Here is a 25,904-nt window from a genome sequence, read left to right on the forward strand (position 1 = left end):
AATGGCGCAAGATTGCCAGGCCATGACTGCACGCTTCGCCGTCCTTCTGCTCGCCGCCACCTTTTGCGGGATGGTCGGCGCTGCTCAGGCCGAGGAGCTGCCCAGATCAGCGGCCTGTCGCACCGCGCTGAATGCGCTGGACGAAGCGGAGGAGGCCATCGCGGCGGCCGCTGCCGCTTCATCGACCAGCTTGTCCGATCAGCAGCGCCAGCACTCGGTGGCCGTGCGTCTGCAGCCGCTGCGCAAGCGCGTGGCGGATGCCTGCCTTGGCGGGCTCACCACCTCGCCGCCGCCCTCGCAGCACAGCTGGGTGGTGCCGACCGCGCCCGCACGGCCCGGCGTGGTGGCGCCCAGAGTGCCCATGCCGGCGCTGCCGCCTGTGGCCTTGCCGCGTCCGCAAGCGCCGGTCACCGTGACCCAGTGCAATGCCGCCACCTGCCTGGCCAGCGATGGCTCGACGCTGACGCGGGTCGGCCCCACCCTTGTCGGACCGCGCGGTTCATGCACCGTGCAGGGCGTCTTCCTGCGCTGCCCGTGATCAGCGCCGCGACCTGCTGGCCAGCACCAGCGCAATGCCGCCGAGGATGGCCGCCGAGGCCGCCAGCAGCCGCGGCGTGACGGCCTCCGACAGTAGCGCCACGCCGCCGAATGCGGCAATCAGCGGCACCGACAGCTGCACGGTCGCGGCCCGCAGCGCGGACAGCCCGCGCAGCGCGGCGTACCAGATGACATAGCCGATGCCGGACGTGACGGCGCCCGAGGCGACGGCCAGGGCGATACCGGTGGTGCTGGCGCGCGCCTGGGCTGCGAACAGCAGGCTCACCAGCAGAGCGAGTGGCGTGGCGCGCAGGAAGTTGCCCGCTGTCGCCGCCAACGGGTCGCTCACGCCGCGGCCGCGCAGCGAGTACAGGCCCCAGGCCAGGCCCGCTGCCGCCATCATGGCCGCGCCGAGGACCGGTGGCGCCGCCACGCCGGGTGACACCAGATAGATCAGCCCCGCCACGGCCAGAGCGAGGCCGAACCAGGCCAGGGGCCGGAACCTCTCGCCCGAGCGCAGCCCCGCGCTGAACATCGTCACCTGGACCGCGCCGAACAGGATCAGGGCGCCCGTGCCCGCGGACAGGCTGAGGTAGGCGAAGGAGAAGAAGGCGACGTAGGCGAACAGCATGGCTGCGGCGAGCCAGTCGGAATGAGTGGCGGCGGCCTGGCCGGGCCTGAGCCGCACGATGGCCGCGAGCGTGACCGCCCCGGCGGCCAGCCTGATGCTGCCGAAGCTGGCCGCATCGATGAGATCCTGCCGCAGGGCGAGCCGGCACAGCAGCGAATTCGCCGCGAAGGCCAGCATCGCCGTCGTGGTCAGGGCCAAGGTCTTCAGCAGGGGCAGGCCGGCGCGCGACTCAGACATGGACCCCCACCAGGACCGCGGCCCAGCCCAGCAGCGCGACGCCCAGCGGCGTGCTCAGCCGGTGGCCCCAGCGGACATTCTTCTCAACCGCCATGACCGCGGCCAGCAACAGCATCCAGCCGAGGCTGCCGGTGCCGAGCGCAAACATCAGCAGCATCAATGCCCAGCAGCAGCCGACACAGAACAGGCCGTGGTGGGCGCCCAGCATGAACGCGTGCCGCGCCTCGGCGTGGCCGCGCCAATGCTGCATGACGAAGCTCAAGGGGGTGCGGCACTTCTCCAGGCAGCGGTGCTTGAGGCTGCTGAACTGGAAGGCCCCGGCCAAGGCGATGATGGTCGTGCCGATCAGCCAGCCATGCCAGGCCAGCAGGGGCACGCCGTTGACGAGCGCCAGCAGCCCCGCGTGCAGCACATGGGCCACGAGCCCGAAGCCGCCCCACACCGCCATATAGCCCAGGCCCAGCAGCAGGAGCAGCCGGCGGTGGTCCGCCCGCCGCGCCGTCAACCGGTCGAAGGCATTGAACAGGGGCAGGGTGGTCGGCAGCATCATGGCCGTGGTCATCAGGATCCAGGCGGCGCTGTAGAGCAGCGCGGGCACGATGACGTTGCCACCGGGGATCGCCCGGCAGACGGAGGCGGCCGGGCCGGAGGCCGTCCAGTCGCCGTGTTCGAGGTAGCGCCCATAAGGGCTGCCCGCCCAGGCCCACAGCGCCAGCCAGGCGAGCCCGGCCAGCGCACTCAGCACGACGAGGAACACGCGGCGATGGCGGGAATCGCCGGCTGGCGGGTCCGCCGCTACGGCGCCGCCAGCGGCGCTCAATGGTGCACCCTTCGGCCTGCGGCCTTGCCTGGCCGACAGCGCGGCCAGGCGTTCGCCAGGCAGGGGATGCCCACAGGGCATCCCATGTCCGGGCTCACTCCCGCCAAGCGGGAGCGAGCTTGCTTGGGGCGGCCCGGCGCGGCGCTCATGCGTCGAAGACGAAGGTGCTCTGCAGCGCGTTGTGATTCTTGAGATCGAGATCGATGCCCAGTGCCGGGTTCTTGGAACGGTAAGTCGGGGCCTTGCCGACAAACACCGGCGCGCCCGGCACCGTCGAGAACACGGTGTCGGACAAGGTCGTCAGCCCACCCATCGCACCGCGATAGGGCTCGAGTTCGGCGTAGTAATTCGTGCCGATCTCGAGGATGCCCTTGCCGTCTTGCACGGTGAACTTGATGGGGGCCCGCTCGACCGACACCACCGTGCCAATGAGGGCAGCGAGATCGGCGACCGGCCCGCCGGCCTGGCCCGTGTAGACCTTGAGCAGGGCCGCCTCCTGCGCCGCCGAGGCCTTGTCATCGACAAAGATTGCGGCGGTCCAGTTGCCTTTGAGGATGTTGCCGGGGACGTGGGCCACGGCCGCGATGGTGTTGCCGCCGACGTCCACGCCGTCGATCACGCCCTTGTCGATGCGCCAGGCGACGATGGTGTCGCAGGTGCCGTTGTCTGGGTCCTCGCCGATCCAGCAGGGACACAGCACGTTGCAGTTGCAAACCTCCAGCAGACGACCTTCCAAGTGATAGCCCATATGACTCTCCGTCAAAGCCAAACACAATGAACTTGTCGCCGTGGCTCGGCCGGCAAGGCAAAAATCATCCTACGCCGCGGTGCCGGGTCGAGTCCAGGTTCGTTGAAGACGGCATCCTCAATCGATCACCCCTACTTCGTCGCATCTACTCCGTCGCATCGGCATTCGCCGCCCGCAGCGGATCCGACACCTCCAGCCAATCCAGATCGTTCTCCAGCGTGTGGAAGGCGTCGTCGCCGATCTCGCCGGCGTCGCGCATGGCCAGCAGCACCTGCCGGGCCGCCTGCAGCGCGGCGCGGTAGCTGTTGTCGTACTCGGCACCGAATGAAGCGAACGGGCTGCCGCTGTCATGCAGCGGCCGGCCCAGGTGCATCTTCAGGTTCTTGCGCACCAGGCTCACGGCGGCGGAGCTGTCTGCGGGCAGTTGCTCAAAGGCGGCCTCCAGCATGCGCTGGCGCGCGGCATGCTCTTCATGCGCCACCGGGTCGCCGTCCTTCAGATTGAGCGCGCGCAGCAAAGGCTTCAGTGTCAGCCCCTGGATCAGCAGCGTGCCCAGCACCACGAGAAAGGCCGTCAGCACGATCAGGTCGCGGGCCGGAAAGCCTTCGGGCAGCGCCAGCGCCGCCGCGAGCGTGACGATGCCGCGCATGCCCGCCCAGGAGATCACCAGCCCGCTGCCCACGCTGGGCCGCAGCATCGGCCGCGGCGGATTGAAGCCGTGGCGGTGGTCACGCCAGCGGATCGCGGCGTTGAAGGACATGTGCCAGGCGACGCGCACGACGATGACGGTAACCAGCACGGCGGCGGCCACCAGCAGGTATTGCGTTCGCGCCGACGGCTCCAGCGCCATCAGGATGGGGCGGATCTGCAACCCGATGAAGATGAACGCAAAAATGTTCAGCGCGAACACCACCGTGGCCCAGACCGCGTTGGTGGGGATGCGAACACGGGCAGGGATGCGCGCCGGTGCCATGCGCGCCAGCGTCATGGCGAAGCAGACCGTGGTCAGCACGCCCGACAGCCCGACATGCTCCGCCAGCTGCCACACGCTGATGGTGCCAATGAACTGCAGGATGATGGCCGTGGGAATGTGCTGCACATGCTCGAACATGCGCTGCACCAGCCAGCCCAGCGCAGGCCCCGCGATCAGGCTGCCCAGCACGGCCAGCAGGAAGGTCGGCGCCACCGCCTGCACCGAGAAGCCGCCGGCCGCCACTGCACCGACGGCCAGGCGGTAGATCAGCAGGGCGCTGGCGTCGTTGAGCAGGCTCTCGCCTTCGAGGATGCCCAGGATGCGCTGCGGCGGGCGCAGCGGCCGCAGCACCGCAGTGGCCGCCACCGCATCGGGCGGCGCGACGATGGCGCCCAGCGCCACGGCCGCGGCCCATGGCAGGCCCGGCACGAGGGCGTGAGCCACCATGGCCACTGCGGCCGTCGTGAGGCCGACCGCAAAGATCACCAGGCTGACCAGAGGCGCCCAGTTGTCTCTGAGGTCCCGCAATGACGCGTCGTAACCAGCGTCGACGAGAACCGGCGCGACGAACAGGGCCAGCACCAGTTCGGGCGGCAGGCTGGGGCTGGGTGCACCCGGCACCAGGGCCAGCAGCGCGCCGCCAATGGCCAGGAATACCGGGTAGGGCGCGCCCGCACGCCGCGCGGCGGCAGCCAGTGCCACGGCGGCGACGAAGAGGACCAGGATTTGTTCGAGCTCCTGCACCGGCCGGAGTATGGCGACCTCGCCCTGGCAAAGGAAGGCGGGCCCGGCAGGCCTACGGTCGTAGCATCGCTTCCCAACACCCAGTCCCCAGGCCGCGCCATGAAGGCGCGCCGGTTGCTTACCGAAAGCAAGTCATGACCGGCATCTCCGAGCGTCTGCTCACCGCCTTTGAAACGCACGACGTTGAAGACATCCGGGCCGTCCTCGATGCCGGCTTCGATGCGAGTTCAAGCATCGGCGGCAAGACGGTGGTCAACCATCTGATCGAGATGTACTTTCGTTCGGACCGGTTTGCCTCCTGCCTTCGGTTGCTGCTGGAACGTGGTGCCGTGCTGGACGACCCGCACCTGGCGCCCGTGCTGCTCAACGACGCCGACGCGCTGGCCTCGGCCGTGGCGGCGAACCCGGTGTTGCTGCGTCACCGCACGCAGATGCCCTGCACCTTCACGCCGCTTGACGGCGCCACGCTGCTGCATGTGGCGGCGGAGTACGGCCACGCAGAGGTCGCCGAGCGGCTGTTGGCACTGGGCGCAGACCCGAACGCCGCGGCCGATGTCGACGCCGACGGGCTGAACGGCCAGACGCCGCTCTTCCACGCCGTGAACTCGAATGCCAACCGTTCGGCGCCCGTCATGCGCCTGCTGCTTACGGCTGGCGCGCGGGCTGATGTGCGAGTGCGAGGCATCACCTGGGGCCGCGGCTTCGACTGGGAGACGGTCTGCTACGACGTGACGCCGCTGTCCTACGCCCAACTCGGCCTGCTGCCGCAGATGCAGCGCACCGAGGCCGATACCTACGCCAACATCGTCGAACTGCTCGCGGCCCTGGGGCGGCCCGCGCCGCGGCTGGGCAATGTGCCGAACCGGTATTTGCGCTAGCGCTCCCGCAGGCGATCCAGCACCGGCTTGACGTCGATGATCGGCGTGCCGTCGAAGGCTTCGAGATGGAGTGCCTGGTAGCGAAGCGGGCCGTCTTTCTCGACCAGCGTGACGCGGTGTAGCCCCACGGGGTTGGGCCGGTCCTGCGAGCGCGTGCTGAATACGCCGCGCAGCGGGGCGTTCAGGTCGTCGCGTGGATGCACGCTCAAGGTCTCGCGCTGGCCGCGGTCCAGCCAGGTCAGCAACAGGATGTCGTCGCCGACCTGCAGGTCGCGCAGGCCCGCCTCGAAAGCGGGCAGGAACTCCAGCCACGCCGTGGGGGCGCCTTCATCGCCTTGCTTGGGCGCCTGCTTCCGGCTCGTCAGCGGTGAGCGCACATGGCCGATGGGTTGGAGGGCGAACATGTGTCTTGCGCGGCGGTGGGGCGCCAGGCCTCAACGCTGACGCCAGGGCGGCGGCGTTTCGTTGGTGATGTCCGTCGCCCGCGCCCGCTCGGCGTCGAGGGGGCGGATCTCCAGCGTCAGACCGAAGGCCAGGCAGGGGTTCTGCGCGGCGAGTTCGGCCGCTTCCTCCAGGCTCGTGGCGACGATGAACCAGTAGCCGCCGACGATCTCCTTGGTCTCTGCGAAGGGACCGTCGGTGACCAGCCCATGGGCAACGAGCTTGCCTTCGGGCGCCAACCGGCTCCCGGGTTTCATCCGCCCTGCCGCCAACTGGCTCTCGTACCAGACGTAGAACTGATCGATGGCGCGCTGGACGTCCTCGCGAGACGCTTTTTCGTCCCACTGGCCGCGCGACACAACGAGGTATTCGTGCTGCGGTTGGTTCATGGGTGGATGGTAAATGCAGGGGGACCGTGGAGCGTTCTGTGGAGGCCGAGTTGAGGAGCCAGACCTCCCGCGCCACGGCCTTTGCATCGACCGCTGAAGCCTCCGATAGGCAGCTTCAGGCTGGCTGCCGTCATTCAATTTTGGTGGCCCGATGGCCGTTGCCGTCGTGAGCGGTCGTCCCGGGACGGGTGTTGCACCGCAGGAAAACGGTAGCCAGGGAGTTTGAACGGATCGCAGGCTGATGGTCGTTGGCCGGTTGCCTCGGGTCTGAGAGCCATTCGAGGTGCATCTTGGTGCGACTCCGGCCCTCAAGCGTGCATGCGCGCCCCAACTCCGCGCCTTTGCACCTTCCGGAAGCAATGCTGCCTCGGCTTTCCTGGCATCGACCTTGCGGAAGCTGTGGAAGGAGCAACTGGAGTGTGCGGTGGTCGTCAGCGATATTGACGTTCGGCTTCTCAGAGTATTTCGCGCTGTGGTTGAGGCCGGCGGGTTTGCGAACGCCCAGGCCATTCTCAACGTGGGCGCCTCAACGATCAGCGCGCAGATGTCGCAATTGGAGACACGGCTGTGCTACGTCGTGTGTCATCGCGGCCGCGGGGGATTCAAACTCACGGAGAAAGGCGAAGCCCTTTACCGTCTAGTTATCGAACTCTTCCAGTCGGTTCAAAGCTTTGAGATGCAAGCTAGCGAGCTTCGCGGCGGCATGAACGGACAACTGCGGATCGGCTTTATAGACAACATCATCTCGGACCCCGGATCACCGTTTAGGCCGGCTGTCGATCACTTCCGTAGACAGCCACGCAACCATGCAAGGCTCCTGTTCGAGGTGCTTTCGCCGCAAGAGCTCGAGCGCGGCTTGCAGGACCACCGCATCGACGTCGCCGTCGGAGTGTTCTACAGCCGGCTGCCGGGCTTGGCGTACGAGCCGTTGTATCTGCAGCGCGACGTGCTGGTCTGCCACCGCGACCACCACCTGGCACGCATCGAAGATCAGGCGGAGCTCGCCAACGCGATACCGTCTTGCCACAAGGTGCTGCGCTCGTTCTTAGGCACGAACGAGTTCCCTTACGCGAGCCCTGGCGGAGAGACGATGGTGTCGAGCTTCAGCCACATCGAGGCTGCGGCTCTGATGATCCTCACCGGCGGGTGCATCGGTTTTCTGCCATTGCACTACGTGAAGCCATGGATAGATTCCGGCGAGCTGGTGGTGCTTCTGGCGAACGAGCTGTATCGCGATACGCATTTCTCAATAGCAACGCGCGCTGACCAAGTCCGGCCACCACCGGCACTGCACACTTTCTTGAGCTGCCTGCGCGCCGCGAAGGTGCAGGATGTGGGCACCGCTGAGGTGCATCAGCCGTTCACTTCGATCGCTGCGTAAGTTACTTCGATTCGCGACGATTTTCCCGAACCGAAGGCGTCCATAGAGTCCATTCCATGACGCGTCCCGAGCAATTCGCGAGGGGCGTCTGGCACAGAAGGACTCAAGATGAAGACGTACGTCGTCACGGTTTGCGCGGCTGCGCTTGCAATCTCAGGCGCCGCTATGGCGGCCGACAAGCCCCTGACCAAAGTCAAGGCCGGCCACCTCGTCGCCATCGACTTGGCGCCACTGTTTGTCGCCAAGGAAAGCGGGTGTTTCGCACAGCAGGGACTTGATGTCGAGACTGTGTTCTTCGCCAACCCGGGCGACAACAATGCTGCGCTCGCGGGTGGCGCCATCGACTTCAGCACGAACCCCTTCACGCTGCCATTCTTCGCGGCCAACAGCGGCGTGCCAATTCGCGTCATCTCCGCCGCCGGTGGCTGGGGTGCGGTCGAGGTAGTGGCTCAAGGCAAGCTCGGCTTCAAAACCATCGATGACATCAAGGCGTACACGAAGTCGGGCAAGCCGAAGCTCAAGATCGCAACGCTCCAAGGAGACACCCTCGAGTTGATCCTCAAGCGTGATTTCGCACGCCTGTCGATTTCTGAGAAGGACGTCGAGCTGGTGTACTTCAACGACCTGATGGCGATGGTCGAGACCTTCCGAAGCGGCCAAGTCGATCTCTTGAGTCACATCAAGCCCTACACAACCGACATGGTTGTGAGCAAGGGCGCGGTGGTGCTGACCTCGAACGCCAAGACGTACTCGACCACGACGCCGAACTCGGTGGTCAGCGTCCTCGAGAAGACGCTCAAGGACCGGCCGCAGGTGGTTCAGGCCTATCTACAGGGCTTGATCTGTGGCGCGGCGACTATCAACAAGCAGCCCGAAAAGGCAGCTGACTACCTCGCCAAGGGCAACTACTACCGCGTAGATCCCAAGGTCCTGCTGCAAGCGCTGAAGACCGCGCCAGCGCCTGTGTCCTTCACTCCCGATGTCGCCGTGATCCAGAGCGTCGTCGACGAACTGACCAAGCTGGGCTACGTCAAGGGGACAACCAAAGCCGCAGACATCTTCCGCCTCGACACGATCAAGGCGCTTGAGAAGCAATGAGCGACGCTGATATGCCTACCGACGAAATCACAACGTTCGAGAGCTTGCCGCCGCTGGCGCGTGCCGCCGTACCAACGTACTCAACGACTTTCAAACCCGACCTGACTCTGTGGCGTGAACGCATGCCCGGCGGCATGCACTGGTCTGGCCTGCTGCGACGCGGCAACAGCCTTCGAATCACGACGCTCGCAGCAGGCGCCAACGTGTCCGCGCTCTTCTACAACTATGAAGACCGTGGTGAACGCTACAACATGCCCGACACGCTGAAGGAACAGAGCACGGCTTTCCTTCGCCAAGGCCTTGTCTGCTATTCAGACATGGGACGCGTGTTGTGCTCGCTCACCGAGTCGAACTGCGACTGGCACGACACCATCGGCGGGATGTCGGACGCTGCAGTAGTTGAGCAGCGCTACGGGACCAAGCGCTATCAGGAGCACCGCAATGCCATGCATCGCAACGCACGGGATGGCGTCCTGACGCAACTCGGCAAGTGGGGCATGGGCAAACGCGACGTCGTGCCCAACGTCAACTTCTTCAGCCGGGTCGTCGTGAACGACAACGGCGACATGCGTTTTGTCGATGGGCATAGCGGCAAAGGCGACTTCGTCGACTTGCGCTTCGAGATGAACACCCTTGTCGTGCTGTCAACCTGCCAGCACCGCCTCGATCTGAACCCTCGCTATGAACCAGCAGCGGTTGAGATGGTGTGCTGGCGTTCAGGCACTGCTGGCAGGGACGACCCATGCCGACTGTCGATGCCCGAGAACGGGCGCGGGTTCATCAATACCGAACGCTATTACCTCTGAACGGGCCGACCATCATGAACGCACAGATCGTTACGAGCGACCTTGACCCGGCCGACGCCATCTTTGATTTTGAGCATCCTCCCGGCACGCCCTGGACTCACGAAATCAAGAGGGGCCAGTTCTTCCGCATCGTCGACCTTGAAGGCAATCAGGCCGTCGACACGCTCTTCTACAACGCCCGCGATATCCAGGAGCGCTACAGCTTGCTCCACACCATGCTGGCACAGGAGAACCTCTACCTGGGCGTGGGTACGAAGATCATGTCCAGCGAGGGTCGGCCCATGTTGACCATCGTGGCCGACACCTGCGGCCGCCATGACACCGTCGGCGGCGGGGCCTGCTCCTCCGAGAGCAACACGATCCGCTACTCGCTTGAGAAGCGCTTCATGCACAGCTGCCGCGACAACTTCATGCTCGCCATTGCCGACCACCCGTCCGGGCTGACGAAGCGCGACATCGTCTCCAACATCAACTTCTTCATGAACGTCCCGATGACCCCGGCGGGACGGCTTACCTATGAGGATGGAATATCCGGGCCGGGCAAGTACATCGAGCTTCGCGCGGAGATGGACATCCTGGTCCTGATCTCAAACTGCCCTCAGTTGAACAATCCGGCGAACGGCTACAACCCCACGCCCGTTCGCTACCTCGTTTGGGATGCCACCGCAAATACTGTGGGTGCCGCATGATGGCGAGCAAGTCGTTGCGGGCTGCCGCACCTGCCGTCGTCGGTCTCGCGTCAGTCGCTGCGGTGCTAGGCGCATGGGAAGCCGCTGGCGCAGGTGGCGGCGCACTGGCCAGCGTCTTGCCGCCGCCTTCCCAGTTCCTGCGCAGCATCGCCGAGAGCAACTTCCGCATCGGGCTGGGGTCGCAGGCGGCGACGGTCACGCAGTCGCTGATGGCGACGTTCTTGCGAGTCTTCGTCGGCATGGGGATCGCCTTTGCTGCCGCCATCCTGACCGGAGCCTTGTTGAGCCTGTCCCGAGTGGCAACTTGGAGCCTGTCCCCGATCTTGCAGTTGCTCGCACCTATCGCGCCCATCGCGTGGATTCCAACGGCCATCGTGGTCTTCGGCATCGGGGACATCACGGCCATCTTCATCGTCTTCATGGGCGTCTACTTCATCTTGACCCTGGCGACGCTGGCAGAGATTCGGCGCATACCTCCCGAGTTCCAGACGGTTGCAGGCAACCTCGGCGCGACGCCGCTTCAATGCTGGCTCTGGGTGACGCTCCCGGCCATCCTTCCCGGGGTCTTCATGCTGCTGCGTACCAACTTCATCGCCGCATGGATGGCGGTTCTGGTTGCGGAGATGGTCGGCCTTCGAGACGGCCTGGGCGCCATCATCATGATGGGACGCAACCTCTTCAACAACGAGCTGGTGATGTTCGGAATGGTCGTGATCGGCCTCACCGGCTTCATCGTCGACAGACTGCTGCAGTTCATCGGCCAGCGGGTGCTGTGGTGGAGGGTATGAGCGTGCTCAAGAGAACCGAACCTGCCGTCGCTTTCCAAGTCGAGCGATTGACAGTTGACTTTGGCACGGACAAGACCGGTCCCCTGCAAGACTTCTCACTGAACATCCGCCAGGGAGAGATTACGTGCCTGCTCGGTCCATCGGGCTGCGGCAAGACGACGCTGCTGAAGTCGTTGGGTGGCTTCGTCGTCGGGCGAGACAGCGGTGGCGTGCTGTTTGAGTCGAGGTATCTCAACGGCCCTACGCCCGAAATCGTGATGATCTTCCAGGAGAACAACCTGTTCCCATGGCTGTCCGCGCGCGGGAATGTTGAGTTCGGCCTGAAGTTCAAGGCAGCCAAACGTGACGGCAAGCAGGTGGTGGACGAGATGCTCCGCATCGTCGGTCTCACCGAGGCTGCCGACCGGTTTCCGAATCAGCTCTCAGGCGGTATGCGGCAGCGCACCGCCATCGCTCGGGCCCTCGTTTCAGATCCGCATGTGCTCCTGCTCGATGAGCCCTTCAGCGCACTGGACATCAGTCTTCGCCGACGGATGCACACCCTGATGCTCGATCTGTGGAGCAAGACGGGCAAGACGATGGTGATGGTCACCCACAGCATCGAAGAAGCGCTTCAAGTTGGCCACCGGGTCATCGTTCTTGGCGACCGCCCAGCACGAGTCTTGATCGACGCCGACACCAGTGCCGACGCAATGAAGGACCGCTACTCGCCGGAGTTCCTGGAAATGCAGCGGCGGATCGAGGCCGTCATCTACTGAGCCCGACGCCAACAAACAACTTCTGCAGCATCAAGCCAACCATGCACCAATCTCTTGAGCCAAGCATCCGTTCTCTCGTCCAGAAGGCCGTCACGGGGGATCTTCATCCGCTGACCATCGTCGACGAAGTCCTGCATCGCCTCAACATTCATCGGGACAACCCGATCTTCATCTCAACGACGCCAGCAGATGCGCTCCGTCAACGGGCGGCCGAACTGGCAGAGCTGCCCGCCGCGACCCGATCTGCACTGCCTTTGTACGGCGTACCTTTTGCCGTGAAGGACAACATCGACGTCGCCGGCACGCCGACGACGGCCGGCTGCCCCGAGTTCGCATACGTTCCTGCCAAGAACGCATTCCTCGTCGACCGGTTGCTTGCTGCAGGCGCCATGCTGATCGGCAAGTGCAATCTGGACCAGTTCGCGACCGGGTTGACTGGCATGCGCTCTGTCTACGGCAGTCCCATCAATCCGTACAGCCCGGACCACGTCACCGGTGGCTCCAGCTCTGGATCGGCAGTCGCCGTCTCCTCCGGGATCGTGCAGTTCTCCCTGGGAACGGACACGGCCGGCTCTGGGCGCATCCCTGCCGGCTTCAACAACATCGTGGGCTACCGCCCCTCTAGCGGCCTGCTCAGCGCCTCCGGTGTCGTGCCGTGCGCGCGCTCACTCGACACGGTGTCCGTGTTCGGCAACTGTGCAGATGACGTTCGGCGCGTCTTGACTGTCGCCGCGGCGTTCGATCCAGCCGACCCCTACTCGGTCGACCTCGCACCGCGAGCTCTCCCCCTCGCGGCGCCGGTCTTCGGAATTCTGGACTCGCAAGACGACTTTTTCCTCGGTGACCAACAGGCCCGGGCGGCATACGAGCAAGGCATTGCAAAGCTCCAATCTCTCGGTTCCGCCACAGTCGTCATCGACTACGCGCCGTTCAAGGAAATTTCAGACATGACCTACTTCGGTCCATCAATGGCGGAACGCACTGCGGTCCTTGGCGACTTCATCTCGAGCCATCCGGACGCGTCTTACACGCCGGTCGTTCGCGACGCTCTGGTCAAAGCAGCCTCGTTTACCGCCGTGGATGCCTTCAAGATGCTTCATCGACTCAAAGCGCTAGAGCGCCAGATCGAGCTCCAGACTTGGTCCCAGGTAGACATGCTCTGCATCCCAACAGCACCGACCATTCACACTCGCGCCGACGTTGAACGCGACCCGGCCTACGGGTCAACAAGCCTTGGTGCGTATACCAACTTCGCGCCTTTCTTGGGTTTGCCTGCAGTGTCCGTGCAAAACGGCTTCCGACCAGACGGGTTGCCTAGCGGGATCATGTTCGTCGGCCAGCGGGCTGATGACATGAGACTGCTTCAGGTTGCAGAGGTGTTTGCAACCTGAGCGCAGCAGAACGCGCATCGCCGCGAGTCGTGAGCTCGTCCGTCCCCGTCGGGAGGGCAGGTTAGGCTCTATCGGACAGCAGATGAGCGCCGCCCGCTGCCTTCACCGCTAATGTCTGCATGACGGCATGTACCAGTCCTAGGYGCATGGTTGTTGAACGACGGCAACCGCTGCAAAACGGAATTTCCGCGCTCTCCGTTCGACAAATCGCCTAGCGCCGACAGCCACCTGAATGCCGAACCCGCGCCGGCAAGCATGAGTGACCCTCAGTAGTCGATCCCCACCCGAATCCCGTAGGTCCGCGGGTCGTTCCAGTAGGCGCGCACGAAGCCGCCGCCGTCCTGCACCGCGTTCTTGGTCATCTTGTTGGTCGCGTTCAGCACATAGAGCTCGGCGTGCCAGTATTTGGGCGCCTGCAGCTTGAGGCTGGCGTCGATCTTGGTGAAGGCCTTCTGGCCGTCGGAGATGTGCGGGTTGTCGAGGTTGAGCAGGGTGAAGTACATCTTGTCCTGCCACTTCAGGTTGACCCAGGGCGTCAGCTCCCAGCCCTCGCCCATCATGAAGCTCTGTGAGAAGTTGATGCCGAAGCTGTACTTGGGCGACAGGGGCAGGTGGTTGCCGGTGATGTCCAGGATCTGGCGGCCGGCGAACTCGCGGATGGGGCCGCTGTAGGGCTCGGGGCAGTGCGGTGCGCCCATCTCCTCACGCGCACCGCAGTTCCAGGTGTCGCTGTAGGACGGGTAGTCCTTCATCTTGCTGTTGATGTAGCTGAAGAAGGCCCCCAGGCGGGCGCCGGGCCAGGGCTTGTAGTCGACCTCCAACTCGATGCCCGGGATGCTGACGACGCCGACGTTGACGGTCTGCCACTTGGTGACGATGTCGCAGGTTGGGTTGTCTTCGGGGCAGGGCTCGGTGCGCTTGATGCGCGAGGCGAAGTTGTCGCCCGTGACCTGCATGTCCTTGTAGCGGCTGAAGAAGAGGGTGGCCGACAGGCTCAGGCGCTTGTTCAGCAGCAGGCCCTTGTAGCCGATCTCGAAGTTGGTGACGGTTTCAGGCTTGTAGGGGAAGAAGGTGTACTGCGGGCCGGCGGGGCCGTCCACGCAGTCGTGGCCGCCGCAGCGGTCGTCCTTGTCGCCGAAGCCGCCGGCCTTGTAGCCGGTGGACAGCGACGTGTAGACCATGTCCAGCGGCGTCAGCTGCTTCTGCAGGCCCAGGCGGTAGGTGACCTTCTTCCAGCTCTGGGCGTTGTCGTTGCCGGCCGGCAGGCCCCATTCGGCATAGGCGCCGGTGCCGGCGAAGGGCCCCATCTGCTCGGTCAGGTCACGGCCGTTGTGGGCGCGAAAGCCCGGCTCGCCGGGCGTGCCGGGATGGAACAAGCCGTTGTAGTAGGCCGGCGTGGAGCCGTCCCAGCCACCGAAGACCTGGCCGTTCTTGTCGGTCTTCTTGTCATGGCTGTAGCGGGCGCCGAGGGTGGCGGTCCAGGTCGGCGTGAACTTCCAGTCGGCCTGCGCGAAGACGGCCTTGGCGTCGATCTGGCGGTCGGGCTGGTGATAGAACTGGCTGGTCGGGAAGCCATAGGGGGCTGTGACGAGCTGCTCCTGCGCATAGTCGATGGCGTTCTTCTCGTGCATCCAGAACAGGCCGGTGACGAGCTGCAGCGTGTCGGTGTGGTGCTTGAACTGCAGCTCGTGCACGCTGGACTTGTAGGTCGAGCCGAGCGTGAACGAGGTCATATCGCTGACGGGCCAGGTGCCCCAGTCGCCGTCGGGGCCGACGGGCAGGCTGGCCGTCACCTGGCTGGCGATGGGGTGGTAGCCGCCGTCATCGTCGGACTGCTGCGTGCGCTTCTGGTTGGCGAAGGCGAAGCCGTATTCGATGCTGCTCTGCGGGCTGAGGTTCCACACCAGGTTGGAGCGCAGCGTGCCGATGGACATGTCGGTCTTGCCCGGCACGTTGATCTTGACGTCCCATTTGCCGCCGGTGCAGGCGAAGGCGGTGCTGGCTGCCATGTCGCAGTCCTTCATCGCGACGTCGCCGGCGCCATTGTTCTGGAACTTCTCGTAGGCCACCAACCACTCGATGTTGTCGGTGAGTTTCAGCCGCCCGGCGATGCGGGCCGCCCATTCGTCGCGGTTGTAGTAGTACTTGCTTTTGGAGACCAGGGTGTTGCGGCGTTGGTCCACGTCAGGGATGCCATCGGCGACAAAGCCATGCGCCGGCAGATTGACGTCATAGAAGTCCTGCTGCTGGTTGATCCAGCCGTCGCGCGTGACCTTGCTGACGGTGGCGCGCAGCGCGAACTTGTCGTTGACGGCGATGTTCTGGATCAGGTTGATCTGGCGCTTGCGGTAGTTGCCGAAGTCCGCTTCGACATTGCCGTAGGTCGAGCCGAACTCGGGCTTGGCCGGGATGATGTTGACGCTGCCGCCGGTGGAGTTGCGGCCGAACAGCGTGCCCTGCGGGCCGCGCAGCACTTCCACCTGCTCCAGGTCGAACATCAGCGCGAGCGCCCCTTGCGGCCGCGGCGAGTACAGGCCGCCGACATGCAGGCCGACCGCGGGGTCACCGATCTCGGTGAAGTTGGTGGAGCCCACGCCGCGGATGTTGATCTGGATGCCGGAGTCGGCGCCCGAGGAGATCTGCAGATTGGGCACGGTGCCGGACAGTCCGCGCACGTCGTGGATGCCTTCGCGGCTCAGCGCCTCCTGGGTGATGGCGGTGACGGCGACCGGCGTCTTCAGCAGGTTGGAGTTGACGCGCGTCGCGCTGACGGTGACGGTGGGCAGCTCATTCCTGGCGTTGTCCTTGTCCGTCGTGGCGGTCGTCGTCTCTTGGGCAAAGGCCGCGCCGGCCAGCAGGCTCACGGCGGCTGCGGTGACGGTCTTGGCGTATCCAGCTCGGTTCGTTCTCATCGCTCTCGGCTCCTTGTGTCTGTGTATGGGCGGCCGCCGTCCTGGCCCGAAAGCCACGGCGTGTTTGAGTCGGGAAGTCAGGCCCCGGGTCTGGGCTTTGGTTTAGTGCCGGACAACAACTGCGCCAGCGAGATGGTCTCGTTGCGCACGAGTGGCCTCGCCCAGGCGCTGACGCTCAGGATGTAGGCCAGGGTCAGGAAGACGGTGGTCATGGCGGCGCGCAGGCCGATGGCGTCGCCGAGCACGCCCACCAGCAGCGGCACGACGGCGCCGCCGAGGATGCCGGTGCACAGCACGCCCGAGAAGGCGCCGTGGTGGCGGGGTACGGAGTTCAGGCCCAGCGAGAAGACGATGGAGAACATCACCGACAGGCAAAAGCCCGAGGCCGGGAAGGCCCACAGCGAGGCGGCGGCCGAGCCGAACAGCGCGATACCGACGCAGCCCATGGCCAGCACCGTGAAGCCGGCCAGCACGATGCGTGAGTCCAGCAGCTTGAGCAGCACCAGGCCGAGCAGGCAGCCGACGGACATCAGGCCCCAGAAGCGCGCGACGGCGTCGGCGCCCTCGGCCGTGGCCGAGATGCCGTGATAGGTGGCCAGGAACTGCGACATCCAGTTGGCCAGCACCTGCTCGGTGCCGACATAGGCCAGGATGCCAAGGAAGAACAGGCGCACATCACGCCGCGCCAGCAGCTCCTTGTAGGCCGCCCAGCCGCCGGCGCGCTCGTCGTCCTTGAGCTCGACCTGGGGCAGGGGCAGGGTCTGGTTGGCGAGGATGAGGGCGACGAAGCCGGCCGTGAAGATCCAGTAGAAGGCGACCCACACCAGCGGGCTGCCAGCGGCACCGGGGCGCTCCATCAGCAGCTGGAAGGCCCAGGGGCTCAGGAAGGACGCCAGCCCGAAGACGAGTTGCCCCATCACCGAGAAGAAGGCGAAATGGGCCTCACCGCCGGCCGTGCGCAGCAGCGGGTTGATGACGACCTGCAGCAGGGCCATGCCCAGGCCGATGACGAAGAGACCAGCGATGGCCGTGCCATAGCTGGGCCACATCGCGATGGCCAGCGACCCGGCGAGGTTGAGCAGGAAGGCGATCAGGATGGTGAAGCGTGGTCCGCGCGCCTCGACCAGCATGCCGCCGGGCACCGAGACCAGGCCGTAGGCGAGGAAGAAGGAGAAGGGCAGGAAACCCGCGAGCGCCAGGCTGAGCTTGAAGTCCTGGATGATGATCGGCATCAGCGGGCCGATCAGGTTGGTGACGAAGGAGATCACGAACCAGATCAGCAGGATGTAGCCGACGATCAGCGCGCGGTGCTTCATGGCATTCAGGCGGCGACGCAGTCGGCGAATTCGCCGGCGCGGATGGTCTTGCGGGGGAAGCGGGCAAGGATGGCTCGCGCCGTGCGGCAGCCTGCGGCAAGAGCTTCGGCAAGAGGGGCGCCGCGCAGGCGGGCTGACAGATAGCCAGCGTTGAAGGCGTCGCCGGCGCCGATGGTGTCGAAGATGTCAGCGGGTTCTGTGTCATGGGCCACGCGCTGGCCGTTCTCGAGCCCCAGCGCCCCGCGGGCGCCGACCTTGACGACGAGGCTGGCGCCGGGCTTCAGCGCCTTCGCGATCAACGTCAGCGCATCGTCCAGATCCTTGGTGCCGGCAATGCTTCGCGCCTCCAGCTCGTTGATGAGCAGGTGGTCGCAGTGCGGCAGCCAGCCCAGCACCTCGTCGCGGTCCCAGCCCTCGGGCGGCCAGCCGGTGTCCAGCGCGATGCGGTAGCCGCGCGAAGCCGCTTCGGCCAGCAGGTCGGCGTAGCGAATGCGCAGATGGGGCAGTAGGAAGGGCGCCGTGAAGAGGGCGATGGACGGCACCGGCGTGGCGTGCAGGTGCTTGAGCACATGCTGCACCGACAGCTGCTGCAGATGGCCGTGGGTGGTGAAGAAGTTGCGCTCGCCGCAGCTGTGCATCAGACCGACCGAGATGGTGGTCTCGCGGTCGCAGACCTCCAGATTCGTGCGGATGCCGCTGAACTGCTCGGCCAGCCAGTGGCCGAAGTGGTCGTTGCCGACGGCGGAAATGAAGTGGGTGGCCTGGCCGATATGGCGGGCAGCGAGGGCTGCGTTCGCGCCGGAGCCGCCGGCACGCAGCTCGCTGCGCGGCATCAGCAGTTCGGTGCCGATGCTGGGCCAGCCCTCCAGCGAGCCGAGAACCAGGTCGACGCCGACGTCGCCGACGACGCTGAGCTGAGGGGTGAAAAGGGCGCGATCCGTGTCCATGGGCGCCGACTATAGGAGCCCGCCGGAAGCCGTGTCAATAATTAAATCCAATGGATTGAAATATTTATCAGCTTCGTTTGGTGGCGGGGCGATGGCCCAGCAATTCGCCCACATCGAGGTCGCTGCGGCGGTCCTGCTGCAGCACTTCCAGGCGCGGCGACAGCATCTCGTAGATGGGCAGCACGGCGGCGCCGAGGATGGAGGAGTCGTCCTGGCGGTCGGACAGCACGATGCGGGTCTCGGGCGCCGCCATGCCGCCACGCACCGAGCGGTGCCAGGGCAGGGCCAGCGCCACGAGATGCTCCACCAGCACCTTGGGCGCGGAGCCGCCGATGACGATGGAGCGCGGGTCCAGCATGTTCTCGATCATGCAGACGGCGTCGCGCAGGCGGTCGGCGGCCTGGCGGCACCAGCGGTGCAGGGCCTCGTCGCCGGGCTGCTGCAGGCGTGCACTGAGGTCCAGGGTCCAGACATCGTGGTCGCTCACGCCCAGGGCCTCGGCCAGGGAGTGCATGGAGACGTAGCGCTCCAGGCAGCCGCGGTTGCCGCAATAGCAGGGTGTGCCGCCGGGCACGATGGGCACATGGCCGATCTCGGTGGCATTGCCGTCGGCGCCGGGGTAGGCCGAGCGGCCGATGACCAGGGCCCCACCCAGGCCCAGGCCCAGGTGCAGGTAGAAGAAGTCGTCCAGGTGCCTGGCGACGCCGAACAGCGTCTCGCCCAGGGCGCCGGCAACGCTGTCGACGCGGTAAAAAAGAGGCAGGCCGGTGGTCTCGCGCAGTTCGTCCAGCACGGACAGGTCGTTCCAGCCTTCCAGCGCCGTCGGGCCGACAAAGCTGATGTCGGTGTGGCCGAGCGGGCCGGGCAGGGCGACGCCGATGCCCCAGAGGCGCTCGGTCGATTCACGGCGCAGGCGCGCCACGAGCTGCAGCATGGACGCCAGCATCTGCTGGCGGTCGCCGGTGTCCAGCTCGACTTCGCAGCGGCTGCGGATCTCGCCGACCAGGTTGACGAGGGCCGCCGAGGCCCGGCCCGGCTCCAGGCTGATGCCGATGGCGTTGCCAGCCTGCGGGTTCAGCTCGAAGGCGATGGGCGGCTGGCCGCGCGATTTGTCGACCTTCTGGCGCCGCGACACGATGAGGCCGATGGCCTCCAGGTCGTTGGTGATGTTGGCCACCGTCTGCGGGCTCAGGGACACCATGTCGGCGATGTCCTTGCGCGAGGCGGCGCCTTGCTGGCGGATGAAGTCCAGCACCACGCGGCGGTTGAAGGGGGCGCTGGACTGTTGGGTGGCTCCTCGGCCGGTGGTTCTCATGCGTGCTGACGGCGCTTTCGTGGTGCCCATGATAGGTGGGGCCTGTGCCCGGACCGCGATTCTGTCCGAGGCTGCTGTCGCGCTGCCGACTGCGTTTGAAATAAATTTATACAACCATTGGATTTAAATATTGACGATGCCGGCTTGGCGGCCCTACATTCGCCGCCCATGAGACGTGAAGTCCCGTTGGAGGGACGAGGTCTGGCCCGGCGCATCCAGCAGTGAAGTTGCGCTCCTCGCCGGCAGTGCGTGCGCTGCTCGTGGGCATCCACAACCCGTGGCTCTTCCATCGCCACAAGACTTCGTTGAGGCAAACATGCAATCACTCCGGATCGGCTCGTGTGCGGCCCTCGCCCTGTTGAGCCTGTCTTCGCTCGCAATTGGGGCTGGCAATGCGGCCGGCAGCAATGCCGCCAAGAGCACGGCCTATGTGCAGGACGGCTGGCTCTATACCAAGACCGAGACCGCCAGCGGCCAGGCCCTGGTGACGGCCGTCCAGCCGGCGGCGGCCAGCGGCGTCATCCCCGTGGGCGACGCCAAGGTCTACGGCAACGTCTTCGACAAGAACCGCAAGCTGACCGTCGCCCAATGGCAGGCCGTGCTCAGCATGGACGCCTACCCGGAGAACGGCACGACCAACTACCAGGACGTCGGCCCCTGGCGCTATTGCGAGGTGGACTACGAGGCCAGCCAAGGCATTTCCGACTACCGCGGCGACACCTTCGGCCCGGTCGGCGTGACGACGGTGGGCGACTTCCCGGATTACTTCAAGAATGCCTTCGCACCCTATGTGCTGGGCAAGACCGGCGCGACCAACACCGACATGAAGAACTGGGGCGTGCAAGTCACCGGCGTGTCGGCCGCCAACTTCAAGGCGGATGATTCGCGGCTCGACCCCTATCCCAACCTCAGCCGCTCCAACTCCACCAAGCGCGCGGCGCTGACCAAGATCTGCAAGGCCCTGCAGTCGGCCTTCGACAACCAGCAGGACAAGTATGTGATGAGCCATTACGCGCACATCAACAACGACAAGCTGCTGCCGGTCCTGAGCGCCTTGAAGGGCATCGGCTTCACGGCCTTCGACAAACACAACCTCGTCGGCATGGCCTTCCAGGTGCAGGTCAACACCGGCTCGATTGGCAGCGTCTCGGCCTTCACCTCGGTCAAGAACGCTGGCAATTGCGGCAGCCTGAGCGCCGAAACCTGCTTCGCCACCTACCTGACCGACCAGTACATCCGCTGGCTCAAGTCCTCCAGCCTCGGCGACGATGCGGGCAATTGCTGGCGGGCCAGCATGGCCCTGGACATCTACAAGAAGAACCCGGCCATGAACAGCGTCAGCACGGTCAACTCGGTCATCAACAGCAGCTACCCCGACAACAGCGGCAAGTGCCCGACCTCGGGCATCAAGTGGTCCAAGAACATGGCATGGGAATGAAGCGAATCCTGATTGCAGCGGCCCTGGCGACCGCCATGCCGCTGGCCGTTGCCGCCGAGGCGGCTGCGCCGGTGACGACGGTCTCGGTGCAACTGCCCACCGAGCCGCTGCTGGTGCAGATCAACCAGGTGGCGCTGGAGCGCGTCGGCCCCAAAAGGGCTGTCGTCGAGTCCACGGGCCCGGCCCAGGCTGGGCGCTACCGCGTGCTGGCCGGCGCCAAGGTCGTCGCCCAGGGCGAACTGAAGGCCTTGCCCGAGTTCTCGGCGTGGGGCGCGGGCAAGCGCTACTTCGAGGTCGACTTCTCGGCGGTCGAGAAGTCGGGCGTCTACCGCGTCGAAGCCGTGTTGGGGGGCAAGCGCGTGGTCTCGGCGCCGGTTCGCGTGCGTGACCAAGCCCTGTTCACGACCATTGCCGACAAGACGCTGGACTACTTCCACCGCAGCCGCCATACGGCCAAGGGGGACAGCCGCATCCGCATCTTCGAGACCGACCGTTTCGTCGACGTGCACGGTGGCTGGAAGGACGCCGGCGGCGACACGGGCAAGTATTTGTCCCACCTCGGCTACGCCAACTTCTTCAACCCGCAGCAGACGTCGATGGCGGCCTGGGTGCTGGCCTACACGTCGCACACCTCGGCCGACCTCTACCGGCGCGCGGGCCTGCTCAAGCGCGCCGAGAACGAGGCCTTCTGGGGTGCCGACTATCTGCACCGCATCCTCGACGCGGAGGGCTATTTCTACACGACGGTGTTCGACAAATGGGGCGACGAGAAGGCCGAGCGCATGGTGGTCGGCTACGAGGGCGAGGACGGCAAATACACCCGGCTCTACCGCTCGGCCTATCGCGCCGGCGGCGGCATGGCCATCGCCGCGCTCGCGCGGGCCTCGCTGCTGGCCAAGCAATCGGACCGGCAGGGAGAGTTCAGCGGCGCAACCTATCTGGCCGATGCGGTGAAGGCCTTCGACCATCTGCGCCAGTTCAATGCGCAGTACACGGCCAACGGCGTCGAGAACATCATCGACGACTACACGGCGCTGATGGCCGCCGTCGAGCTCTTCCACGCGACGCGCGAGCCGCGCTTTCTCGACGCGGCACGGCTGCGCGCCGAGAGCCTGATGGGCCGCCAGACCGCTGCCGGCGGCTTCATCAGCGATGGCGGCTCGCGGCCCTACTACCACGCGGTCGAAGCCGGCCTGCCGGTGCTGAKCCTCACTCACTATCTAGCCATCGAGACCCAGGAGGCGCGTCGCGGCCGCGCGACCGCTGCCATCGCGTCGGCACTGAAGCATGAGATCGCCATCACCCAGCGCGTGTCCAACCCCTATGGCTATGCACGCCAGTCCTTCCAGCTCGCGCCGAACGGCAAGGCAGAAGGCTCCGTGATGGAGGGCTTCTTCATCCCGCACAAGAACGAGACCGGCTATTGGTGGCAGGGCGAGAGTGCGCGCCTGGCCTCGTTGACCACGGCCATGGCGGTTGCCAGCCGCCAGCTCGGCACCGGCATGCCCGAGGGCTGGGCCGGCTATGCGCAAAGCCAGCTCGACTGGACGCTGGGCCGCAACCCCTACGGCATCTCCATGCTCTACGGCTTTGGCAAGCGCAACCCGCCGGCCGTGCCGTCGAGCGCGGGCGACATGTTTGCCGGCGGCATCTCCAATGGCATCACGGGCGCCGTCGGCAGCGATACGGGCGAGGATATTGCGTTCGGACCAGGGCCCGACGGCGAGCAGTGGCGCTGGGTGGAGCAGTGGCTGCCGCACTCGGCCTGGATGCTGCTGGCGGCGGTGGAGATCGCGCGCTGATGTCACAAATTGGGGGGGTGTTTCGTCAGGAGGGAGTTGAACCACGAAACTCCCGCCATGACCGACGACCTCTCGCCCACCGCCCGCGCTCTGCGCTTTGACCGTGACCACGCCCGCCGCCTGCGCGCGCTGGCTTACCGCATGCTCGGCTCGCGCGCCGAGGCCGAGGACATCGTGCAGGAGGCCTGGCTGCGTTGGGCCGAGGTGGATGCGGCCCCCATCCAGCACGAGGGCGCCTTCCTGTCGCGGCTGGTGACCAACCTCTGCCTGGACAAGCTGCGCTCTGCGGCCGTGCAGCGCGAACAGTACGTGGGCGTCTGGTTGCCCGAGCCCATGCTGGAGGACGAAGCGCTGTTCGGCTGGGCACCCGGCCCCGAGAAGCAGGCTGAGTTCGCCCAGGACGTGTCCATCGCCTTCATGCTGGCCCTGGAGCGCCTGTCGCCGCTGGAGCGCGCCGCCTTTTTGCTGCACGACGTGTTCGACCTCGACTACGACGAGATCGGCCGCCATCTGGACCGCAGCGAGGCCGCCTGCCGCCAGCTCATCAGCCGCGCGCGCAAGAACATCAAGGCCGACTACGCGCGCCGCGAGGTGGCCAAGGAGGAGGCCGATCGGCTCGTCAACGCCTTCATGGATGCCGTGCGCAGCCAGGACGTGTCGGCCCTGGCCCAGTTGCTCAGCGAGGACGCCGTGCTGATGGCCGACGGCGGCGGCAAGGTCAGCGCGGTGCCCAAGCCCCTGCATGGCGGTGCGCAGATCGCGCGCACCTTCATCGGCTTCGCGCAACTGCCCACCAGCCGGTCCTGGCGCCTGTTGCCGGCGGTCGTCAACGGCCTGCCGGGCCTGCTCATCCTCGACGACAGCAACGGCGGTCGACTCGTGCAGACCATTGCGCTGGCACCGTCGGCTGAGGCGGGCCAGGTGGGTGCCGTCTATATCCAGCGCAACCCCGACAAGCTCAGCGGGATCCGGATGCGTGTCACAAACGCCGTGGCTGATCCGTCTTGAGTGTGAGGCCGGCGATTTTGTCGGCCCACAACACCCAAGGACATCGCCATGAGCACGCACCAAGCCCGCCTCGACTATTTCCGCCAGTCCGCCGACCTGTCCAAGAAGTACCTGGACTTCAGCATGGCCTTCCGCATGGACAAGACCCTGGCCGTGCTGATCGACATCCGTGCCTCCCAGCTCAACGGCTGCGCCTTCTGCCTGGACATGCACGTCAAGCAGGCCAAGATGCACGGCGAGCGCGAGCTGCGCCTGCACCACGTCGCCATCTGGCGCGAGTCGACGCTGTTCACGCCCAAGGAGCGCGCCGCCCTGGCCTGGACCGAGCTGCTGACCCGCATCCCGGCCGAAGGCATTTCCGACGCCGCCTATGCCGAGGTCAGCGAGCATTTCTCCCCGGAAGAGCTGTCCGAGCTGACCTGGCGCGTTGCCGCCATCAATGGCTGGAACCGCATGAATGTGGCGGTGCGCAATGTGCCGGGCTCGGCGGACAAGATGTTCGGCCTGGACAAGGCGGGCCTGAACTGATCTGGCGCAAAGCGGCCGCCGGCTTCGCGTCCTACCCTGCAACGGCGCTCCCACCCTGCACCTGGGCAAGGCCTCGGAGTAGGGTGGCCTGACGTCATGGAACCTTCCAGGCGCGTAGCGCCTTTTGGAGGATTTCCCATGGCCATGATGAAAGCCGCTGTCTTCGTCGAGCCCGGGCGCATCGTGCTGGACGACAAGCCCATGCCCGATGTCGGCCCGCAGGACGCGCTGATCCGCGTCACCACGACGACCATCTGCGGCACCGACATCCACATCCTCAAGGGCGAGTACCCGGTCGAGCGCGGCCTGACCATCGGCCACGAGCCCGTGGGCGTCATCGAGAAGCTCGGCTCGGGCGTGCGCGGCTACCGCGAGGGCCAGCGCGTCATCGCCGGCGCCATCACGCCCAGCGGCTGGAGCACCGCCTGCCTGTGCGGCTGCAGCTCGCAGGACGGCGCCGGCACCGCGCATGGCTGGAAGGCCATGGGTGGCTGGAAGTTCGGCAACACCATCGACGGCTGCCAGGCCGAGTACGTGCTGGTGCCCGACGCCATGGCCAACCTGGCGCCGGTGCCCGACTCTCTGACCGACGAGCAGGTGCTGATGTGCCCCGACATCATGTCGACCGGCTTCAGTGGCGCCGAGAGCGCCGGCGTGCGCATCGGCGACACCGTCGCCGTGTTTGCGCAGGGTCCCATCGGCCTGTGCGCCACCGCCGGCGCCAAGCTCAGCGGTGCGTCCATGGTGATCGGCGTCGACCGCCTGGCCAACCGCCTGGCCATCGCCACGCAGATGGGCGCCGACCATGTCATCGACGCCAGCAAGGTCGACCCCGTGGAAGAAATCATGCGCCTGACCGACGGCCGCGGCGTCGACGTCGCCATCGAGGCCCTGGGCACGCAGCAGACCTTCGAGGCCTGCCTGCGCGTGCTGCGGCCGGGTGGCACGCTGTCCAGCCTGGGCGTCTACTCCACCGACCTGACCATCCCGCTCGGCGCCTTTGCAGCAGGTTTGGGCGACCACAAGATCGTCACCACCCTCTGCCCCGGCGGCAAGGAGCGCATGCGCCGGCTGATGTCCGTCATCGCCGCGCGGCGCGTCAACCTGGAGGCCATGGTGACGCACCGCTTCAAGCTCGATGACATCGAGGCGGCCTACGAGCTGTTCGGCCACCAGCGCGACGGTGTGCTCAAGGTGGCGATCACGCCCTGAAAGAGGGTGCGAGCAAATCCTGCATGCCCGCTCATCCCGCCCAAACACACCCACTCGGCGTTGCAAATGCTCGCCGTAGCCCCACTACGGCTCCGCTTTGCGCCTTGATTGGGCGCG

Annotated in this window: 24 protein-coding genes; 14 read left to right on the plus strand and 10 right to left on the minus strand. The window is 65.9% G+C overall.

Annotation, left to right across the window (positions count from 1 at the left end):
• Positions 1–22: 22 nt before the first annotated feature.
• Complete coding sequence (locus ACXJLH_RS24865; RefSeq protein ID WP_457446965.1) at positions 23–538, plus strand: hypothetical protein; 516 nt, start codon at positions 23–25, stop codon at positions 536–538.
• On the opposite strand, the gene ACXJLH_RS24870 is transcribed toward ACXJLH_RS24865, so the two are convergent.
• The 4 genes from ACXJLH_RS24870 to ACXJLH_RS24885 all read right to left on the minus strand — a co-directional run bounded on the left by ACXJLH_RS24870 (position 539) and on the right by ACXJLH_RS24885 (position 4,690).
• On the minus strand, positions 539–1,405 hold the full coding sequence (locus ACXJLH_RS24870) for a DMT family transporter (protein ID WP_457446967.1): 867 nt from the start codon (positions 1,403–1,405) through the stop codon (positions 539–541). It lies immediately after the preceding gene.
• Positions 1,398–2,225, minus strand: coding sequence for a DUF2182 domain-containing protein (locus tag ACXJLH_RS24875; protein WP_457446968.1), 828 nt, complete (start codon positions 2,223–2,225; stop codon positions 1,398–1,400). Before ACXJLH_RS24875 ends, ACXJLH_RS24870 begins: the two co-directional genes overlap by 8 nt.
• A 145-nt stretch (positions 2,226–2,370) precedes the next feature.
• Entirely contained in the window at positions 2,371–2,973 is a 603-nt protein-coding gene (locus ACXJLH_RS24880; protein ID WP_457323038.1) for a DUF1326 domain-containing protein, read from the minus strand.
• A gap of 145 nt (positions 2,974–3,118) precedes the next feature.
• The gene (locus ACXJLH_RS24885; protein ID WP_457446970.1) at positions 3,119–4,690 is read right to left on the minus strand and encodes a cation:proton antiporter; all 1,572 of its coding nucleotides are present in this window, start codon (positions 4,688–4,690) and stop codon (positions 3,119–3,121) included.
• Positions 4,691–4,824: 134 nt separating this feature from the next.
• On the opposite strand from ACXJLH_RS24885, the gene ACXJLH_RS24890 reads away from it, so the two are divergent.
• Entirely contained in the window at positions 4,825–5,568 is a 744-nt protein-coding gene (locus tag ACXJLH_RS24890) for an ankyrin repeat domain-containing protein (RefSeq protein ID WP_457446972.1), read from the plus strand.
• On the opposite strand, the gene tsaA is transcribed toward ACXJLH_RS24890, so the two are convergent.
• A complete protein-coding gene (tsaA, locus tag ACXJLH_RS24895) occupies positions 5,565–5,972 on the minus strand; it encodes a tRNA (N6-threonylcarbamoyladenosine(37)-N6)-methyltransferase TrmO (RefSeq protein WP_457446974.1) in 408 nt (135 codons plus the stop codon). The genes ACXJLH_RS24890 and tsaA overlap by 4 nt on opposite strands.
• A gap of 30 nt (positions 5,973–6,002) precedes the next feature.
• Positions 6,003–6,398 (minus strand): YciI family protein, encoded by a 396-nt coding sequence (locus ACXJLH_RS24900; protein WP_457446976.1) that lies wholly within the window; start codon positions 6,396–6,398, stop codon positions 6,003–6,005.
• Positions 6,399–6,786: 388 nt separating this feature from the next.
• Here ACXJLH_RS24900 and ACXJLH_RS24905 point away from each other — a divergent pair, with 388 nt between their 5' ends.
• From ACXJLH_RS24905 to ACXJLH_RS24935, 7 genes are all read left to right on the plus strand, one after another.
• Entirely contained in the window at positions 6,787–7,779 is a 993-nt protein-coding gene (locus ACXJLH_RS24905; RefSeq protein WP_056195989.1) for a LysR family transcriptional regulator, read from the plus strand.
• Between the two features lie 108 nt (positions 7,780–7,887).
• On the plus strand, positions 7,888–8,877 hold the full coding sequence (locus tag ACXJLH_RS24910; protein ID WP_056195992.1) for an ABC transporter substrate-binding protein: 990 nt from the start codon (positions 7,888–7,890) through the stop codon (positions 8,875–8,877).
• Positions 8,874–9,683, plus strand: a complete 810-nt coding sequence (locus ACXJLH_RS24915) for an urea amidolyase associated protein UAAP1 (protein ID WP_268795248.1) — start codon at positions 8,874–8,876, stop codon at positions 9,681–9,683. Before ACXJLH_RS24910 ends, ACXJLH_RS24915 begins: the two co-directional genes overlap by 4 nt.
• A 14-nt stretch (positions 9,684–9,697) precedes the next feature.
• On the plus strand, positions 9,698–10,372 hold the full coding sequence (locus ACXJLH_RS24920) for an urea amidolyase associated protein UAAP2 (protein ID WP_056195998.1): 675 nt from the start codon (positions 9,698–9,700) through the stop codon (positions 10,370–10,372).
• The gene (locus ACXJLH_RS24925; protein WP_056196001.1) at positions 10,369–11,160 is read left to right on the plus strand and encodes an ABC transporter permease; all 792 of its coding nucleotides are present in this window, start codon (positions 10,369–10,371) and stop codon (positions 11,158–11,160) included. Before ACXJLH_RS24920 ends, ACXJLH_RS24925 begins: the two co-directional genes overlap by 4 nt.
• The gene (locus tag ACXJLH_RS24930) at positions 11,157–11,918 is read left to right on the plus strand and encodes an ABC transporter ATP-binding protein (RefSeq protein ID WP_056196003.1); all 762 of its coding nucleotides are present in this window, start codon (positions 11,157–11,159) and stop codon (positions 11,916–11,918) included. The genes ACXJLH_RS24925 and ACXJLH_RS24930 overlap by 4 nt, the downstream gene beginning before the upstream one ends.
• A gap of 41 nt (positions 11,919–11,959) precedes the next feature.
• Positions 11,960–13,309 carry an allophanate hydrolase gene (locus tag ACXJLH_RS24935; protein ID WP_056196006.1) on the plus strand — a complete coding sequence of 450 codons (1,350 nt, stop codon included), beginning with the start codon at positions 11,960–11,962 and terminating at the stop codon, positions 13,307–13,309.
• A 266-nt stretch (positions 13,310–13,575) separates the two neighbouring features.
• On the opposite strand, the gene ACXJLH_RS24940 is transcribed toward ACXJLH_RS24935, so the two are convergent.
• The 4 genes from ACXJLH_RS24940 to ACXJLH_RS24955 all read right to left on the minus strand — a co-directional run bounded on the left by ACXJLH_RS24940 (position 13,576) and on the right by ACXJLH_RS24955 (position 19,799).
• Entirely contained in the window at positions 13,576–16,221 is a 2,646-nt protein-coding gene (locus ACXJLH_RS24940; protein WP_457446980.1) for a TonB-dependent receptor, read from the minus strand.
• Between the two features lie 77 nt (positions 16,222–16,298).
• Positions 16,299–17,537, minus strand: coding sequence for an MFS transporter (locus ACXJLH_RS24945; protein WP_457446981.1), 1,239 nt, complete (start codon positions 17,535–17,537; stop codon positions 16,299–16,301).
• A gap of 5 nt (positions 17,538–17,542) precedes the next feature.
• Positions 17,543–18,484, minus strand: a complete 942-nt coding sequence (locus tag ACXJLH_RS24950; RefSeq protein WP_457446983.1) for a carbohydrate kinase family protein — start codon at positions 18,482–18,484, stop codon at positions 17,543–17,545.
• Between the two features lie 67 nt (positions 18,485–18,551).
• Positions 18,552–19,799, minus strand: coding sequence for an ROK family protein (locus tag ACXJLH_RS24955; RefSeq protein ID WP_457446985.1), 1,248 nt, complete (start codon positions 19,797–19,799; stop codon positions 18,552–18,554).
• 316 nt (positions 19,800–20,115) lie between these two features.
• On the opposite strand from ACXJLH_RS24955, the gene ACXJLH_RS24960 reads away from it, so the two are divergent.
• The 5 genes from ACXJLH_RS24960 (at position 20,116) to ACXJLH_RS24980 (ending at position 25,787) form a co-directional block, all read left to right on the plus strand.
• Positions 20,116–21,237, plus strand: coding sequence for a hypothetical protein (locus ACXJLH_RS24960; RefSeq protein ID WP_457322049.1), 1,122 nt, complete (start codon positions 20,116–20,118; stop codon positions 21,235–21,237).
• Complete coding sequence (locus ACXJLH_RS24965; RefSeq protein WP_457446987.1) at positions 21,234–23,039, plus strand: glycoside hydrolase family 9 protein; 1,806 nt, start codon at positions 21,234–21,236, stop codon at positions 23,037–23,039. The genes ACXJLH_RS24960 and ACXJLH_RS24965 overlap by 4 nt, the downstream gene beginning before the upstream one ends.
• Before the next feature lie 57 nt (positions 23,040–23,096).
• Positions 23,097–24,047, plus strand: a complete 951-nt coding sequence (gene sigJ, locus ACXJLH_RS24970; RefSeq protein WP_457446988.1) for an RNA polymerase sigma factor SigJ — start codon at positions 23,097–23,099, stop codon at positions 24,045–24,047.
• 48 nt (positions 24,048–24,095) lie between these two features.
• Positions 24,096–24,575 carry a carboxymuconolactone decarboxylase family protein gene (locus ACXJLH_RS24975; RefSeq protein ID WP_457322043.1) on the plus strand — a complete coding sequence of 160 codons (480 nt, stop codon included), beginning with the start codon at positions 24,096–24,098 and terminating at the stop codon, positions 24,573–24,575.
• A 138-nt stretch (positions 24,576–24,713) separates the two neighbouring features.
• Positions 24,714–25,787, plus strand: coding sequence for an NAD(P)-dependent alcohol dehydrogenase (locus ACXJLH_RS24980; RefSeq protein ID WP_457446989.1), 1,074 nt, complete (start codon positions 24,714–24,716; stop codon positions 25,785–25,787).
• The last annotated feature ends 117 nt before the right edge of the window (positions 25,788–25,904 follow it).

The sequence above is a fragment of the Roseateles sp. P5_E4 genome (genome assembly GCF_054049255.1).

Excerpts from the sequence above, each read along its gene's own strand:
- ACXJLH_RS24865 (WP_457446965.1), top strand. The coding sequence starts at position 23 with ATGACTGCACGCTTCGCCGTCCTTCTGCTCGCCGCCACCTTTTGCGGG.
- ACXJLH_RS24870 (WP_457446967.1), bottom strand. The coding sequence starts at position 1,405 with ATGTCTGAGTCGCGCGCCGGCCTGCCCCTGCTGAAGACCTTGGCCCTG.
- ACXJLH_RS24880 (WP_457323038.1), bottom strand. The coding sequence starts at position 2,973 with ATGGGCTATCACTTGGAAGGTCGTCTGCTGGAGGTTTGCAACTGCAAC.
- ACXJLH_RS24890 (WP_457446972.1), top strand. The coding sequence starts at position 4,825 with ATGACCGGCATCTCCGAGCGTCTGCTCACCGCCTTTGAAACGCACGAC.
- tsaA (WP_457446974.1), bottom strand. The coding sequence starts at position 5,972 with ATGTTCGCCCTCCAACCCATCGGCCATGTGCGCTCACCGCTGACGAGC.
- ACXJLH_RS24900 (WP_457446976.1), bottom strand. The coding sequence starts at position 6,398 with ATGAACCAACCGCAGCACGAATACCTCGTTGTGTCGCGCGGCCAGTGG.
- ACXJLH_RS24910 (WP_056195992.1), top strand. The coding sequence starts at position 7,888 with ATGAAGACGTACGTCGTCACGGTTTGCGCGGCTGCGCTTGCAATCTCA.
- ACXJLH_RS24915 (WP_268795248.1), top strand. The coding sequence starts at position 8,874 with ATGAGCGACGCTGATATGCCTACCGACGAAATCACAACGTTCGAGAGC.
- ACXJLH_RS24920 (WP_056195998.1), top strand. The coding sequence starts at position 9,698 with ATGAACGCACAGATCGTTACGAGCGACCTTGACCCGGCCGACGCCATC.
- ACXJLH_RS24925 (WP_056196001.1), top strand. The coding sequence starts at position 10,369 with ATGATGGCGAGCAAGTCGTTGCGGGCTGCCGCACCTGCCGTCGTCGGT.
- ACXJLH_RS24930 (WP_056196003.1), top strand. The coding sequence starts at position 11,157 with ATGAGCGTGCTCAAGAGAACCGAACCTGCCGTCGCTTTCCAAGTCGAG.
- ACXJLH_RS24935 (WP_056196006.1), top strand. The coding sequence starts at position 11,960 with ATGCACCAATCTCTTGAGCCAAGCATCCGTTCTCTCGTCCAGAAGGCC.
- ACXJLH_RS24940 (WP_457446980.1), bottom strand. The coding sequence starts at position 16,221 with ATGAGAACGAACCGAGCTGGATACGCCAAGACCGTCACCGCAGCCGCC.
- ACXJLH_RS24945 (WP_457446981.1), bottom strand. The coding sequence starts at position 17,537 with ATGAAGCACCGCGCGCTGATCGTCGGCTACATCCTGCTGATCTGGTTC.
- ACXJLH_RS24950 (WP_457446983.1), bottom strand. The coding sequence starts at position 18,484 with ATGGACACGGATCGCGCCCTTTTCACCCCTCAGCTCAGCGTCGTCGGC.
- ACXJLH_RS24955 (WP_457446985.1), bottom strand. The coding sequence starts at position 19,799 with ATGAGAACCACCGGCCGAGGAGCCACCCAACAGTCCAGCGCCCCCTTC.
- ACXJLH_RS24960 (WP_457322049.1), top strand. The coding sequence starts at position 20,116 with ATGCAATCACTCCGGATCGGCTCGTGTGCGGCCCTCGCCCTGTTGAGC.
- sigJ (WP_457446988.1), top strand. The coding sequence starts at position 23,097 with ATGACCGACGACCTCTCGCCCACCGCCCGCGCTCTGCGCTTTGACCGT.
- ACXJLH_RS24975 (WP_457322043.1), top strand. The coding sequence starts at position 24,096 with ATGAGCACGCACCAAGCCCGCCTCGACTATTTCCGCCAGTCCGCCGAC.
- ACXJLH_RS24980 (WP_457446989.1), top strand. The coding sequence starts at position 24,714 with ATGGCCATGATGAAAGCCGCTGTCTTCGTCGAGCCCGGGCGCATCGTG.